15 protein-coding genes are annotated in these 14,266 nt (G+C 36.1%); 7 read left to right on the forward strand and 8 right to left on the reverse strand.

The features are described 5' to 3' along the window. The first annotated feature begins 14 nt into the window (after positions 1–14). The gene (locus tag AC4MRQ_RS02955) at positions 15–401 is read left to right on the forward strand and encodes a hypothetical protein (RefSeq protein WP_491196148.1); all 387 of its coding nucleotides are present in this window, start codon (positions 15–17) and stop codon (positions 399–401) included. Between the two features lie 38 nt (positions 402–439). On the opposite strand, the gene AC4MRQ_RS02960 is transcribed toward AC4MRQ_RS02955, so the two are convergent. The 4 genes from AC4MRQ_RS02960 to AC4MRQ_RS02975 are packed head-to-tail and all read right to left on the reverse strand — an operon-like array spanning position 440 to position 4,202. Beyond that, a complete protein-coding gene (locus AC4MRQ_RS02960) occupies positions 440–808 on the reverse strand; it encodes an SxtJ family membrane protein (protein ID WP_491196149.1) in 369 nt (122 codons plus the stop codon). Positions 809–811: 3 nt separating this feature from the next. Beyond that, the gene (locus AC4MRQ_RS02965) at positions 812–961 is read right to left on the reverse strand and encodes a DUF5989 family protein (RefSeq protein ID WP_491196150.1); all 150 of its coding nucleotides are present in this window, start codon (positions 959–961) and stop codon (positions 812–814) included. Between the two features lie 2 nt (positions 962–963). Then, entirely contained in the window at positions 964–2,334 is a 1,371-nt protein-coding gene (locus AC4MRQ_RS02970) for an SGNH/GDSL hydrolase family protein (protein WP_491196151.1), read from the reverse strand. Positions 2,335–2,336: 2 nt separating this feature from the next. Then, positions 2,337–4,202 carry a carbamoyltransferase family protein gene (locus tag AC4MRQ_RS02975; RefSeq protein ID WP_491196152.1) on the reverse strand — a complete coding sequence of 622 codons (1,866 nt, stop codon included), beginning with the start codon at positions 4,200–4,202 and terminating at the stop codon, positions 2,337–2,339. A 283-nt stretch (positions 4,203–4,485) separates the two neighbouring features. Between AC4MRQ_RS02975 and AC4MRQ_RS02980 the strand changes: the two genes are divergently transcribed. Then, entirely contained in the window at positions 4,486–5,973 is a 1,488-nt protein-coding gene (locus tag AC4MRQ_RS02980; protein WP_491196153.1) for a sodium:solute symporter, read from the forward strand. A 105-nt stretch (positions 5,974–6,078) separates the two neighbouring features. Here the strand turns inward: AC4MRQ_RS02980 and AC4MRQ_RS02985 are convergent, their stop codons facing one another. The 3 genes from AC4MRQ_RS02985 to AC4MRQ_RS02995 form a co-directional block, all read right to left on the reverse strand. After that, a complete protein-coding gene (locus tag AC4MRQ_RS02985) occupies positions 6,079–8,172 on the reverse strand; it encodes a DUF3352 domain-containing protein (protein WP_491196154.1) in 2,094 nt (697 codons plus the stop codon). A gap of 366 nt (positions 8,173–8,538) precedes the next feature. Then, positions 8,539–9,663, reverse strand: a complete 1,125-nt coding sequence (locus AC4MRQ_RS02990; RefSeq protein ID WP_491196155.1) for a CapA family protein — start codon at positions 9,661–9,663, stop codon at positions 8,539–8,541. A 234-nt stretch (positions 9,664–9,897) separates the two neighbouring features. Beyond that, a complete protein-coding gene (locus AC4MRQ_RS02995; protein ID WP_491196156.1) occupies positions 9,898–10,764 on the reverse strand; it encodes a S24 family peptidase in 867 nt (288 codons plus the stop codon). Between the two features lie 696 nt (positions 10,765–11,460). Here AC4MRQ_RS02995 and AC4MRQ_RS03000 point away from each other — a divergent pair. Further along, a complete protein-coding gene (locus AC4MRQ_RS03000) occupies positions 11,461–11,691 on the forward strand; it encodes a hypothetical protein (protein WP_491196157.1) in 231 nt (76 codons plus the stop codon). 156 nt (positions 11,692–11,847) lie between these two features. Here the strand turns inward: AC4MRQ_RS03000 and AC4MRQ_RS03005 are convergent, their stop codons facing one another. Further along, positions 11,848–12,270 carry a hypothetical protein gene (locus AC4MRQ_RS03005; RefSeq protein ID WP_491196158.1) on the reverse strand — a complete coding sequence of 141 codons (423 nt, stop codon included), beginning with the start codon at positions 12,268–12,270 and terminating at the stop codon, positions 11,848–11,850. A 486-nt stretch (positions 12,271–12,756) separates the two neighbouring features. Here AC4MRQ_RS03005 and AC4MRQ_RS03010 point away from each other — a divergent pair, with 486 nt between their 5' ends. Genes AC4MRQ_RS03010 through AC4MRQ_RS03025 form a run of 4 tightly spaced genes read left to right on the forward strand, consistent with a single transcriptional unit; the run spans position 12,757 to position 14,074 of the window. Further along, positions 12,757–13,008 (forward strand): hypothetical protein, encoded by a 252-nt coding sequence (locus AC4MRQ_RS03010; RefSeq protein WP_491196159.1) that lies wholly within the window; start codon positions 12,757–12,759, stop codon positions 13,006–13,008. A 12-nt stretch (positions 13,009–13,020) separates the two neighbouring features. Next, positions 13,021–13,266, forward strand: coding sequence for a hypothetical protein (locus AC4MRQ_RS03015; RefSeq protein WP_491196160.1), 246 nt, complete (start codon positions 13,021–13,023; stop codon positions 13,264–13,266). A gap of 1 nt (position 13,267) precedes the next feature. Next, on the forward strand, positions 13,268–13,678 hold the full coding sequence (locus AC4MRQ_RS03020; RefSeq protein ID WP_491196161.1) for a M15 family metallopeptidase: 411 nt from the start codon (positions 13,268–13,270) through the stop codon (positions 13,676–13,678). A gap of 3 nt (positions 13,679–13,681) precedes the next feature. Then, positions 13,682–14,074 (forward strand): hypothetical protein, encoded by a 393-nt coding sequence (locus tag AC4MRQ_RS03025; RefSeq protein ID WP_491196162.1) that lies wholly within the window; start codon positions 13,682–13,684, stop codon positions 14,072–14,074. Positions 14,075–14,266 lie beyond the last annotated feature (192 nt).

Here is a 14,266-nt window from a genome sequence, read left to right on the forward strand (position 1 = left end):
ATTATTTTTGCATCATGATTTATTTATTGGCAGGCATAGTAGTAGCGTTGATTGTAGCTTTCATTTTTTCACGACGAAGCAAAGAAAGCAATGGAGGGGAAGAGCAGAAACAGATGGCTGACGATTGTTGCGGAGCGCATGAAGTTTGTGAATCGGACAGTTTGCTAAGCAGTAGCGATAAAGTTGAATACTACGAAGATGAAGAGTTGGATGCCTTTAAAGAGAAATCGGCTGATAGCTATAACGATGATCAGATAGAACAATTTCGCGAAGTGTTGATTACCCTTAAAGAACGTGAAGTAGCTGGTTGGTTAAAAAGCCTGCAGATAAGAGGCGTTAATCCCCCCGAAATAATACGCGAAGAGGCCCTGATGATTGTGGCCGATCGCAGAGGAGTTTAGGATGACCAATCTAACAAGTTTTGGGAAGCATAATTAACCTACCACATTTTCTCAAATGAAGCTTTACTAGTTGGAGTGCTTTTTTTTACCCAAATGGTTTCTCTTTTGTTTTTCAATATGAAAGAACTCTTATTTCCGAAAATTTTTGATAACACAGCAATTGGAAATAAAAAAACATAGAAGACAATGGCTAATAAAATATTTGGCACAATATAACTCAAAACTTTAGCAAGTTTCATCCATAAGGCATCAATAATCTTACTTATTCTGTTTGAAATTATTCCTAGAATGCCAATAGTTAAAGAGGCATATAATGCCCAATTAGCATCAAGCCAAAGAAATACAATTCCAAACCCAACAGATATTACTAATACCGTTTTAACTGCATTGGTTTTTATTTTCTTCATATCTTAAAATAATGTGTAAATAAACGGAGCTATTGCACTGCTGCCTCCAAATACGATTAATATTCCCAGTACCAATAGGATTAATATAATTGGTGCTAACCAGAACTTCTTCCGCTCTTTTAGAAAGAGCCATAAATCAGTTAAAAATTCCATAATCAGTTAATTATTTTTTGTGTTATTAATTCGCTTCCAATATACCTGGCTATTTCATCGTACCCTTTTATATTTGGGTGCCCATCAAACTTGAAAAAATACTTGTCTTTAGGATGTAAATCGATGAAATGGCTTGTCATTTCGATATAAGGCAAGTCATTTTGCATAGCAATACTCTGATACAAAGAGTCAATATGGTTATTCTCTTTTAGGAAGTCATTGAAAATATCATTAGGAGTTCGAGAGACCTTGTGGCCTGTAAACCTTGCAGTTGGCATATTGATAAATATCAATTTTGCATTATTTTCGTTGCACAACGATTTCATTTCCTTGAAATCTCTATCCATTAAGTTCAGTGCTAATTTTGTTGCAGCGTGATCAGGACTATTAAATGCAGATATTCCGTAAGTTAAATCAACATAGTGGTTTAAAAGTCCGGGGTTTAGATTTCCAGTCTCAAACAGGTATTTTACGCTATCAGATAGTAATTCATATTGCTTTTTTTGCAGATAATCATATTCAGCTAATTTACTTTGTATTGAGTTGATGTGGCTTTGTTTGAGGTCAACCTCGTTTTGCCCTTGCTTATTTAGGATATTGCCAACTGAGTGCTTTGCGTATGTTTTTATCGCATATTTAAGTTGTACTGTAAGCGAAACATCTTCATTTGTTGTTTTTGATCCTGATTTTATATCATTTTCGTAAAGTTGAATCAGATCTTCTAACTGCAGCACCCCAACCAAAACCAGATCTGGTTTTAAAAGAGGGACAGCACTATTCATATATTCTAAATAATTTGTGGTATATCGCCCGGCTCTTCCACAATTAAGTACCTCAACATTTTCATATTGCATTGCATGTAGATAATCTTGCACTTTCCTGGGCCAGCTATTCTCTATATTAACTCCAAAGCCCATAGTCCAGGAATCACCAAAACACAAAATCCTATATTTATCTTGCTTGTCAATATTTATCTCTCGGTCTCTGATTCCTATACTATTTGTGACAATTTTGTAATCAAACTCAACTGTTTGGCTTCTGACTGAATAATTTTTTGGAAAAATAATCCCCTGCTCCGTTTGAAGAGAATTATTATCATCTCCCATATTCATATTAATACATACTACTATACCTGAAAGAATCCCAATAAAAGCACAACTCAATATTACATCTTTCAATCTATTATTGATTTTTTCTTTATGTATCAGTACTGTAATAATAACTCCGGTAACCAATAGAATTGTATATATAACCCATAGCCATATTATATCTATTACCGGAGTGTTTTTATACAGTAAATAAAAAGACAAAGGATTCCAGAACAACAGTGCGACTATAATAAAGAAGTTATATATCTTGCTTTCATTCTTCATAATCAATCCATTTTAAACTTAACCATCCATTTTTCCTTGTTTTCCCAATCCGGCTGTTCAGTTTTGCAATACACAAAATCATTGATTACCAAATAATCCATTTCGGTACTCATAAAGCATCTGTAAGCATCGTGTGGAGTACAGACTATTGGCTCTCCTCTTACATTAAAACTGGTATTAACTACTAGACCATAGCCTGTTTGATTTTTGAATTCGTTTATCAATTCCCAGTATCTTGGATTCGTTTCTTTGTGAACTGTTTGTATCCTTGCCGAAAAATCCAGGTGGGTTATAGACTGTATATCACTGCGTTTATAATACAAGCGTTCCCAAAGTGGTAATTCATAGTAGTTATCAGGTAGCTTTTCCCTTCTTTTTTCCTGAACCGGTGCTACCAACAACATATATGGAGAAGCTGTATTTAAGTCAAAATAGTTTTGATTTTCTTCAATTAGAACTGATGGCGCAAAAGGTCTAAATCCTTCACGGTATTTTATTTTAAGGTTTAGCTTCTTTTGCATTTCGTGATTTCTGGCATCACCTAAAATGCTTCGGTTGCCTAATGCACGAGGTCCAAACTCCATCCGGCCTTGAAACCAGCCTACAACATTACCATCAGAGATCTTTGATGCAATGAATTTAGAAAGTTCTGCGAAGTTGTCATATTTTTCATAGACCGCTTTGACCTTGCGGCTCATCGATAAAATTTCTTTATCGGAGTAATCAGGACCAAGATAAGCTCCATGCATTTTATCATTTACTTCATCAGCTATTCTTTCGTCGTCGAAATACATATAATTAGCAGCCATTGCTGCACCAAGTGATCCTCCGGCATCTCCTGCTGCCGGCTGTATGTAAATGTTCTTAAATACTTTTTCTTTGAGAAGTTTGCCATTTGCAACACAATTCAGAGCTACACCTCCGGAGAGACAAAGGTTATCGGAATTGGTAATCCGTTTTGCTTCTTTTGCCATTTTTAATACAATCTCCTCTGTAACCTTTTGAATGGCCATAGCAAGGTTACAATGGTGCTGTTCTATATCTGCCTCAGGTTTTCTTGTAGAGAAAGAGAATAGTTTTGCCCATTTTTTCTCTTTTATCATTCTTAACCCTGTTGCATAATTAAAATAGCTTTGGTTTAGCCAAATGGAGCCATCGTCTTTTATATCAACAAGATTGTCTTTAATAATTTCAATAAATTCATTTGTTTGTTTAGAATTTGGATTGCCATAAGGTGCCAATCCCATTAGTTTATATTCTCCTGAGTTTACTGTAAAACCCAGAAAATATGTAAAAGCACTATAAAGTAATCCAACTGAGTGAGGGAAGTTTAATTCTTTTTTGATCTCAATTTTATTGCCGCTCCCCATGCCAATTGTTGAGGTGTTCCATTCTCCAACACCGTCAATAGTCAAGATAGCTGACTCTTTATATGGTGACACAAAAAAGGCACTTGCTGCGTGCGATAAGTGATGTTCAGGAAAAAGAAGTTTAACTTTTTTCTTATCGTATTTCTCAATCTCTTTTAGTCCATCGAAAATAAGTTTCTTTAAAAACATCTTTTCGTTTAGCCAAACAGGTATTGCCTTTAAAAACGACGCGAGACCCCTTGGAGCAAAAGCATAATATGTTTCTAATAGTCTCTCAAATTTTAGTAATGGTTTGTCGTAAAAAACTATCGCATCTAATTCATCAATGCTAAGCCCCGCTTCCTCTAAACAATACTTAATTGCGTTTATTGGGAATTCTGGTGTGTGCTTAATTCTTGTAAAGCGTTCTTCTTGTGCTGCTGCAATCCCTTTGCCACCAACAGTTAAAGCTGCTGCCGAATCGTGATAAAATGCTGAAATTCCTAGTATTTTCTTCATTTAACTCCCTTTTATACTGTTATGTCTGTCTGGGTATGTGTCACAACATTGTTCAATTTCAGTTGTGCATATTCCTGCTTTATTAGCTAAAACTAATTTTTCATTGTTTTGTATCCTGGAAAGTGCACTACTAGTCCTTCAATCACCTTGTCTGGCTTAAAACATTATTAAGTTATCAAAACTTAATTTTAAAATCCACACCAACATGTAATTTGGATCAAAGGATATTAGGATTGGCGTTATCAACTAATAACTATCTTAGTGTCGATAAAAATGTGATGTTATGAGTCCAGTTTTAACGGCTACAATCATTGCCGGGTACTTCGGTATGTTAATTCTTATTTCCTTTTTAACCAGTAAGAGAACGGATAACGATACTTTTTTCAGAGGTAATCGTCAATCGCCTTGGTACATCGTGTCCATTGGAATGATTGGTGCTTCATTATCGGGAGTAACTTTTATCTCGGTGCCGGGATGGGTGGGATCAACCGGCCTAACCTATATGCAAATGGTGATGGGCTACTTTCTGGGTTACCTTGTGATTGCACATATTCTCTTACCCCTCTATTATCGTTTAAACCTGACATCTATTTATACTTATCTGAATGATCGCTTTGGTTTTTGGTCTTATAAATCAGGTGCTGTATTGTTTCTTTTGTCGCGCACCATTGGTGCATCTGCCCGCTTATACTTGATGGCCAATGTACTGCAGATAGCTGTGTTTGATGCTTTTAATATTCCTTTTGAAGTAACTGTATTGGTGACAATATTATTGATCTGGCTATACACCTTTCGAGGTGGTATTAAAACCATTATCTGGACCGATACGCTTCAAACGCTGTTTATGCTGTTGAGTGTGGGCATTACGGTAGTGGTCATCACCAAAACCATGAACTTGTCGTTTAGCGGCATGATCAACGCCATTGCTGATAGCAGTTACTCTAAAGTTTTTGAATTAAGTGATTTATCGTCTAAGCAACACTTTATAAAGCAATTTTTCTCAGGTGCCTTTATCACCATTGTGATGACGGGCTTGGATCAGGATATGATGCAAAAAAATCTTACCTGCCGTAATCTGAAGGACGCACAAAAGAATATGTATTGGTATGGCTTTTCGTTTATCCCGGTTAACCTCTTGTTTTTAAGTTTGGGGGTGCTATTGTTTTTGTTTGCGGCCAATCAAGGTATCGCTTTACCTGAGCGTTCAGATGATCTGTTTCCTATCATTGCAACGGGTGGATACCTGCCGCAGATTGTAGGGGTATTCTTTATGCTTGGGTTGGTAGCAGCTGCTTACTCTAGTGCTGATTCGGCTCTGACCTCCTTAACCACCTCTTTCTCTGTTGATCTGTTAAAGGTTGAAGAAAAGAATCAGGAGGAGGCCAAAAGGACACGTTTTAAAGTGCACATTGGTTTTAGCTTGTTGTTAGCTGTGGTGATTTTACTTTTCAGACTGTTTAATAATGACAGTGTAATCAGCACAGTGTTTAACCTGGCGGGTTATACCTACGGCCCTTTACTAGGCTTGTATGCCTTTGGCTTGTTTACCAAGCTCAATATTAAAGACCATATGGTGCCGGTTATAGCGGTGGCGTCGCCTATTATTATTGGTCTGGTTGACTATAATGTTTGGATACCAATTATGCAATGCTTGACTCCAGAATTGTTAGAAACGGGTGATTACGAGTTTGTTATGGGGTTTGAAAAGCTAATCTATAATGGTGCATTGACGTTTATTGGTTTGTTAATTATTAGCCGACAAAGGAGATAGAGTAGGATCATTACAATACCTGTCGCCCGACTAAAATGATTCTATCCTATTAGTCGGACGAGTGAAATGTTTAATTAAATTTTCCACTATTGCTAACAGTTATCCCTACTCTTCCCCTTTGCGCCATGATTCTTTATCTAACAGATCGCCTGACTTGGTGTAATATTTCCATTTGCCGTGGCGAAGACCATTCTTGTAGCGACCTTCAATTTTCACCTGTCCATTCCGGTAATAGTAGAGAGCATCACCATCCAGCAGGCCATCATCGAGTAATAAGGTGGCCTTTTTGCGGCCATTGCTATAGAACTCTTTGTAATCGCCATCCAGTACATCATTGTTAAAATCTACTTCGGCTTTTACAGTGTGCTGTTCATCATCGAAGTAGAACACAGCTGTACCATCCACTTCACCATCATCGTAAGGAATAGCTGACTGTATTTGACCGCTGTAATAGTAGTTGCGCCAAAGGTTCTGAGGTAAGCTATCGCGCATTTCACCTTCATGCACTAACACACTGTCCTGTACTCGCTCAGGGTGACTCACCCAATAGTTGACCAGCCCTTCTTTCCAAGGGAAAGTATCATCTAGCTGCATTTTAAACTTTAACTCGCGATACTCATCAATGTATAATTCTTCTGCGGCATTTTGCATTTTCTCCAACTCTTCATAAAGCATGGCATTTTCATCGTGTTTGGCCAACAAAACTGTTTCAAAGGTCTGCCCATTGGCTTTTAACTGCCAGCCAATATTAGCAAAGTTGATGATAAGATTTTTGTTTTTGCGAAGGCTCTTTTTAGTTTCTATATCACTATAATAATACAGATGCTGATACACTTTGGGTGTTTGTACAAAGAGGGAGAAGTTACTTTCGTTATCAAATTCTTCAATAAATGATTTAAAGGAAGGCGTCCGAGCTATGGTATTACCAACCAGGTAATCATCGATCATACCCATTAAGGAGTTAATTGAATTGGAGAAAACTACATAATCATCCAGGTAGGTAAAATAAGGTTTCTCCATGCCTTGCATCATTCCGCCGAAAAACAACCTGAAGAATCCCTTCATCTGCAGAAGATGAATTTGGTGGTTGCGATAATCAATCTGGTCGAAACGAACTGGTGTACGTTTTTTGATATGTTTTAAAAGAAGGCTTAGTTTCTCTTTTGCTAAATCAATATCGTTGGCTTTAATCACCAGCAAGGCATCCAACTCACGGGCATTGCTCTGCGGATTGAGCTTAGCAAGTGCGAACTCACCTTTGATCCATGAAAATAATACATCGTTAAACTCAAGGCCCAACCACTTTTCTGCTTTTCGGATGCCGCTCATGTATTCCTGATACACCACGGGAGCTGTTACGCTGTATTGGCTCAGCACTTCGGTGTAGAATTGTTGAAAATTATCGGTATTAACAGATGTAAAAAAGGCCGTTTGTGATGGTAATATGTTATGTGCCTCCATCTTACCAGCCTCAGCTTTTATCAAAGCATCTACAATGGATGGTACAGAATCGTAATAATTGGTGTGGCCAGCCAGTCGTATGTTTTTATCTTCAAGGTCAGCCACAAGGCTTGAGAAAGCCAGGATATTACTCACTTTAGAGAGTGAACTCTTCAACTCAGGTGCAAAGCTGCCTGCGAAGTTATCAAGTTGGCTGTAATTGAAGTAAAAATTAAGCAACCCTGCACTGGTTTCGGTTTTAGCCTCAACAAACTTATCGCTATTAAACCATTCCTTATTCTGAATTGCGTTAATGGTTTGATTCATCAGTTTACCTGAGAGCGAACCAACCAGCAGATTTTGATGAATGCATAAATGTATAACGTCATTGGGTTTATCGAACTGAATGCTGTATACTGTCATGCTGTCTACCTGTCGTTCTTTCATCTCCACATCCAATAAACTAGTCAGTTGCGGCAGAACTGATAACTTACCGTATTTACCAATATCAACTGCAAAAACTGTTTCAAAATTGGTATCATCCAGCATTTGAACCGATAAAGCCAGCGGACGGTCTTTAAAGATATTTCGTACAAGTGCATTTTCAACCATGAGGGAGTCAAAGCTCATCATATTAGCTTCATACTCTTCGAAGTAATCACCTTCGATAATACTTTCCCACAAAGCACTTTCTTTAATCTCTCGCCAAGCTGTTGTCAGATTCTCTGTTTCAATAATCAACACAGATTCGGAACTCATAGATTGCAGGGGCTTTAATCGGTCTACTTTTACAAATTGCATATACACTGCAAAACTGACAAGACTAAGTGTAATAATCCCCAGAATGATAAGAAAGGTTTTTAGAACTTTCATTGATGTATGTGGTTAGAATTAGAATCCCTAAATAAGTGAATTTTTCTCAGATATCATTAAATCTTAGTTGGTTTGACAGAAGAATTATGAATAAAAACGATGCTCTGGATAATCTGAAATTAAGGAAGATATTTTATTTAAAATATTAGGACAACAATAACTCAGTCGTTTTCTTTTCAATGCATATACAAGCATTAACAGAGATATCAGCTATAAATAAATCTATCTGAGAATAAGGTTGCGATGAAAGTGTTAGTGAAAGGACAATTCCTTAGGAATCTTAATTTTCACTTTACTTAATGTAAACCCAAGTCCGATTAATGGCTTTTCGAATGGCATGAAGAAATCTCCATCATCATCAATAAGCAGGCGATGATTTAGCTCCGGGAAATCAATTTTAGTCAAGTCTCGCATTTTATACACCACCGCATTACCATGATCGCGAAAAACGCCTTTGCCCTTTATCTGGTGAAAGGCGTGTATCTTACCACGGACAAAAGATCCGTCATTGTTGGTCCAGATTTGTACAACAGGAGATAAACCATTTGCTCCAGTCAGGTTGAAGCGGCTATATGTACAGAAATTTCCCAGGCTATAGGCAATGAAACGATCTTTGTAAATTTCAATAGCCCTTGGTACATGCGGGCCATGACCAAAGACGATATCGGCTCCTGCATCAATCATGGCATGCGAGAATTCATATACGTTGCCTCGGTTTTCGCCGTAAAAAGTTTCAGTTTGACGGGTTACATGCATATGATCTTTTCCCTCGGCACCCCCATGAAACGATACAATTACATAATCGCATTGTTCCTTTAATGAACTAACAACATCAGCTGCCCCATTGATGTCGCCAATTTTTGCTGTCCCAGTGTTGGGAGCAAAGGCACACATGCCGATCTTTTGCCCATTGATCTCTTTTATAACAGATGGTTTATCAATCAATCCGGCATAGGCAATGTCAAGACTATCAAGTAGGTGGCGAGTTGTTTGCAGTCCGGCCGGACCAAAGTCACGTATGTGGTTATTGGCAATACTCAACAAGTCAAAACCTACTTTTTTAAGAACCGGAGCGTAGCGCGTTGGTGTTTTAAATGCATAGCATTTGCTTAAATCTTTGCAGCGTTTAAATACTTCACCCTCATCAAGAAAAGCACCTTCAAGATTTCCAAAAACCACATCGGCATCATCAAATATAGGAGCGACATCTCGTAGCAACGGCCACGGGTCGTCATTGGGTGGCAGATATTCTGATGAAGGGAAGTGAGTGCCCAGCATCATATCACCAACACCAACAAAGGAAAGTCCGTTATTGGATTGTGAGAGATTTGATTGAGTAAATAAAAGGATCATCCCGATGAACAATAACTGGCGCATACTTTCCGATTTTTAGAAGCTAAAGATACAATTTTGCTAGTTTGGGCCAAGAACTTGATTTGAGGAGAACTAATATTATCTGAGGTAAATTTTTATTCTACAGATATAAAAGGCAATAAAAACTAAAACGTTGAGTGAAGTGTTTTTAGGATGAATCTTTACAGAGCAAAAACGAGAATTTCAGAGTTATATTTCTATGTAATACTATAATTTAGGAGTGGCTGTGAATATCAATTACTTAAGATTATCAGAACGATTTATCTGCTTCATTATCTGATGTATTTTATTCTCAAAATCCAATTGTTTTATTTCAAGGCTATTAATCATCTGGTATAAATCTGTAGAGCGGTTACCCAGATCAAAACTCATTAAAGCTTTAACTGCCCACACTTCCAGTATTTCGTCTTGATCAATTGATTTAATAGGGTAAGTTGAATTATCACTCTTCAATATTAATTGTCTTCTTTCTTTCAGTCTGTTTAAAACTCTCTTGACAACAACTCCACTCCTTAATACAATAACATATACCAACCCATCTTTAATTAAATCAGGATCATCTACTGCCATGGCAAATACCCATGAACTATTAGGGAGAGTTGGGTCCATGCTATCACCCGAAACCTGAAAACCTCTGAATGTTGCTCCCTGAAATTCAGGACGAGGAATACTAAATGCTGGTTGTTCGGTTAAATATTGAGGATTATCTATATTATCAGGGTACCCGGCGGCAGCCATAATGTCAAGCATAATAATGTTTTCACTATTATTGCTGTCAACTGTTATGCATCTTGGGAGTATATTTTGAGTACCTTGAATTATCAGATTACTTTCGTTACTGTACTTATTAATATTTTGCACAGTCTGTTTTTCCTTAAATGGATGACCAATGCCTGTTAACAACCACTCAATATTAATGTTTTCAAAGTTTCTTGTAATATCAGCAAGAATATCAAAGCTTGGTTTGTTTTTTTGATTTAATACGTTGTAAATCTTATCAGCTCTCGAATATCCTAGTTTCTTGGCAAATGCAAGTGGATTTAAGCTTAATTCTGAGAGAAGCAACTCAAACCTTTGACTATAATTGTTGTAATTCTGATTCATTTTATACTAAATAATTTGTTTATAAACGACAAATATTGTATTTTTGAAATGTCTCTGAAATACAAATCTAATCAAATTATAGTGGATTATCAAATGCGATGCTGTTGTAATTGAAAGATAATCAGTTAAAAGCAGACTTTATGAGTTGTAAGTTGTTGATTTGCAGTTGATGTTATTGAATTTGGATGAATTACAATAAATGTAGTAATATTAATGAGCGTTATTTGCAAAGAATGAATAACGATCTACAGTGAAGGAAAGAAACTAATCAGGATAATAATAAATAGTATTAACAAACTAAACAAAGCTTTATGAGTTTAATAAAATTTGAAGATGAAAATCGTGCAACTAACTACGACCAGTACTTTTTAAGGTACCATACATTAGAAATGCAATCTTAATTCACTACTAAATTTATAAAAAGAGTATGCGTTTTGAATAAAACTAAAATTGCACAGACAAAAAATTATAGCATTAATGACTCCAACAGCTTGTTTATAAATGTTGTTGTTTTTGCCTGATTAATAAAAACCATCAAAGAAAAGGTTTAATCTAAAATATACGATATAGTCGTTAGCGCCAATCATGTTTGTGTATACAATTTAGAGTTAATTAATAGATATTAGGCAGGTTGAAGATATTTGACTTTTTTAAAGAGCTAAAACTAAATCAATTGCCTGTAAAATTGAATTTAAAATGGGTTACAACAGAAGAAATTTATTAATTAAAATATTAGAAGTACAATCAATTTATTTAGAACATTCTAAAAGGGGAGTAACGGGAAAATGGATTTTTAATGAACTGATTTATCCTAAATATAAAATAAGCCGGGCGACATTTTATAATTATTTGGCAACTAATGCAAAAAAGGAATTGAAGGAGTTGGATGAGGCTTGTGAGGAAAAAGAATTTATTGTATCACGCTGATAGTGTGAGTTAAAAGGATTGTAAATATCCCGGGTTGATTAAGTTTTAACCCGGGATTTTAAATGCTTAGATTATCAATTAATTTAAATCCTAAATAAGAAATTGCCTGGTTGCAATATTTGAAATTGAACCCTGATTAAGCGTTTATTTGAGGCATTATATAAGGTAATATGATGCTGAGCAAGTGAATTGGTAACAAATCACTTCCTTACCAATAGTTAATGCTTCCACTTTCTTTATCAGGATGGGTCCTGTTTCATCACTCTCAATAGATCGAAGTATAGAGGTTATTTGTTTAAGTAAAAGCAAACCCTCGCTAATTTTATGTTGAGATGAAGGATCATTAATCCCCTTAAAGATTACTTTCACAAGAAACTCCATATCTCCTGTTAAATATTTGTCTTCAGGGTCGGAGTAAACAACATTATTGATTTTAAAAAGAATTGAAGGATATTGTCTTGTTCGAAGACGAACCTCGTCGGTCTGGTTGTAATCCCATTCAAAGATTAATTTAGGTATAACACCTTTTTGAATGTGATCGTTCAGGCTTTCTTTTAAAGCTAGGTATAGTTTATTCATGATGATTATTAAGTAATGTAAAATTGAAAAATATATCTGATCCTATTTAACTTGACTCTAATAAACAATAAGGATAAGATATTAGTCAAACTATCATTTGTCTTAATGGCTGCTTAGGCTCATGTTTCTTATTGATTAAGTTGCCGTCATTTGCATATTTCAGGTATACAATATTAAAAAAATCTAAGGCCATTAGTTAAATTAGTCTAATGCTTATACTGATGTATATAACTGCTGGAAAGTATTTTGGAGGTAATAAGGATGATTTGCATCTTTGTAATCGAAACATTAATCCAGACTCTGAAATAAGATTGATATCAGAAAATGGTTGCAAAGTTTTGTACGGATCTTAGAGATTTAATGAGTGGCTGAGAGATGTTTGAAATTCGCAGATATAGTCAATTAATATCTGTGGTTATGTAAATAATATAGTGAAAATGATTTAGTATTTGCTGAATAAGTTTTAATGATTAAATGAAATGAATTATGGATAATAAGATAATTGCTGAAATAATCAACGTAGACGAAAAGAAAACCGAAAAAGACATTTTAAATGCTTTGAGAGGAAAGATGAACATTGTTGAAAAGGCAGGGAGTTACAAGGCACAAGCCGATTATTGGAAAGAGCAGTATCAATCGCTGAAAAATCAGTGTGTCAGAGCGATGACAGGAAGGAGTGGACTGAAAAAGCTAAGAGAAATATTGGAGGATGATATCGGGGTATTGTCAAATTATTAAGATATAAAGTATATGGAAAAGAAAGTGAATATTACTCTTGGACAAATTCTGTCCATGGCCTTAACCATTTTTATAATCACTCTTGGAGGATGGATTAACATGAGTGGTAGGGTTAAGGCACTTGAAGTAGAGACGGATATTCGAATCAGGCAGTTGGAAACTCAGGTTCAGAAAAACAGAGATTACTTCCTGACAATTCTGGATGAAGTACAACAAGTAAAAATTGTTTTAGAAAACAAAAAAGACAGAGAGGATTAAAATGGCCTATCAATTTAGTCAGAAGTCACTGCAACGCCTTAATGGTGTCGATGTACAATTACAGGAGTTAATGAAGCGAGCCATTGCGATTAGTCCAATTGATTTTGGAATTCCTCAATTTGGCGGGCTTAGAACAGCTGAAGATCAAAAGGATCTTTACGAGAAGGGATTATCCAAATGTGATGGCTACCGCATCAAGAGTCGCCATCAAAGTGGTAAAGCAGTTGATGTGTATGCCTTTGTTAATGGTAAAGCATCGTGGGATAAAGTGCACCTGGCTGTTATTGCAGGGGTTATTCTGGGAGAAGCAAAGCGTATGCAAATAGACATGGTGTGGGGCGGTACTTTTGGTAGCAAGATGTTTAAAGGATGGGATATGCCGCATTTCGAATTAAAAGATCAGGAGAAATAAGCGATGAGACTATTCAAAGGAAAACAAGCCGATCAATTGGTAGATAGTGCCATTAGAGGGATTGATGCACTTTTCTTCACAAAAGAAGAGAAAGCCCAGCAATCCATTAAAGTAGCTGATGCTCAGGTAGAATATTTAAAAACCACCCTAAATGAAAACTCAGCCAGATCTTTAACACGACGTTATCTGGCATTAGCTATAGTTGGAGTCTTTTTATTACTGATAATTGCTTCAGGGATCGTTTATCCCATTGATCATGAGTACGCCACGTTTTTATTTGAGCTTGTTGGGGCATTAAACACCCTGGTTATGATGGTTGCAGGATTCTTTTTTGGTGCTTATATGATTGGTTCTCATCTGTGGGGGAAAGGAAGAACAAATCAGAAAAGTAAGTAATCAGTAATTTACGTATCATCTTGATCTGACATGAAGATTTGCTTTGTGAATGGGCGTATTACATCTGTACTATGAAACAGGCATGCAAGTATTTTAGAGCAATTAAATGTAAAAACAAATCGGTATCGCTTACAACTAAAACAATTAAATAGTGCGAGCAAGCAGGTAGTGAAGTTAAGCCATACCGATTTT

The organism is Carboxylicivirga sp., assembly GCF_982718395.1.

Bases quoted from the DNA above. Each gene is read 5' to 3' on its own strand.
- AC4MRQ_RS02955 (WP_491196148.1), top strand. From the start codon at position 15: ATGATTTATTTATTGGCAGGCATAGTAGTAGCGTTGATTGTAGCTTTC.
- AC4MRQ_RS02965 (WP_491196150.1), bottom strand. From the start codon at position 961: ATGGAATTTTTAACTGATTTATGGCTCTTTCTAAAAGAGCGGAAGAAG.
- AC4MRQ_RS02980 (WP_491196153.1), top strand. From the start codon at position 4,486: ATGAGTCCAGTTTTAACGGCTACAATCATTGCCGGGTACTTCGGTATG.
- AC4MRQ_RS03015 (WP_491196160.1), top strand. From the start codon at position 13,021: ATGGAAAAGAAAGTGAATATTACTCTTGGACAAATTCTGTCCATGGCC.
- AC4MRQ_RS02970 (WP_491196151.1), bottom strand. From the start codon at position 2,334: ATGAAGAATGAAAGCAAGATATATAACTTCTTTATTATAGTCGCACTG.
- AC4MRQ_RS03020 (WP_491196161.1), top strand. From the start codon at position 13,268: ATGGCCTATCAATTTAGTCAGAAGTCACTGCAACGCCTTAATGGTGTC.
- AC4MRQ_RS02985 (WP_491196154.1), bottom strand. From the start codon at position 8,172: ATGAGTTCCGAATCTGTGTTGATTATTGAAACAGAGAATCTGACAACA.
- AC4MRQ_RS02960 (WP_491196149.1), bottom strand. From the start codon at position 808: ATGAAGAAAATAAAAACCAATGCAGTTAAAACGGTATTAGTAATATCT.
- AC4MRQ_RS02990 (WP_491196155.1), bottom strand. From the start codon at position 9,663: ATGCGCCAGTTATTGTTCATCGGGATGATCCTTTTATTTACTCAATCA.
- AC4MRQ_RS03010 (WP_491196159.1), top strand. From the start codon at position 12,757: ATGGATAATAAGATAATTGCTGAAATAATCAACGTAGACGAAAAGAAA.
- AC4MRQ_RS03005 (WP_491196158.1), bottom strand. From the start codon at position 12,270: ATGAATAAACTATACCTAGCTTTAAAAGAAAGCCTGAACGATCACATT.
- AC4MRQ_RS02975 (WP_491196152.1), bottom strand. From the start codon at position 4,202: ATGAAGAAAATACTAGGAATTTCAGCATTTTATCACGATTCGGCAGCA.
- AC4MRQ_RS02995 (WP_491196156.1), bottom strand. From the start codon at position 10,764: ATGAATCAGAATTACAACAATTATAGTCAAAGGTTTGAGTTGCTTCTC.
- AC4MRQ_RS03025 (WP_491196162.1), top strand. From the start codon at position 13,682: ATGAGACTATTCAAAGGAAAACAAGCCGATCAATTGGTAGATAGTGCC.
- AC4MRQ_RS03000 (WP_491196157.1), top strand. From the start codon at position 11,461: ATGGGTTACAACAGAAGAAATTTATTAATTAAAATATTAGAAGTACAA.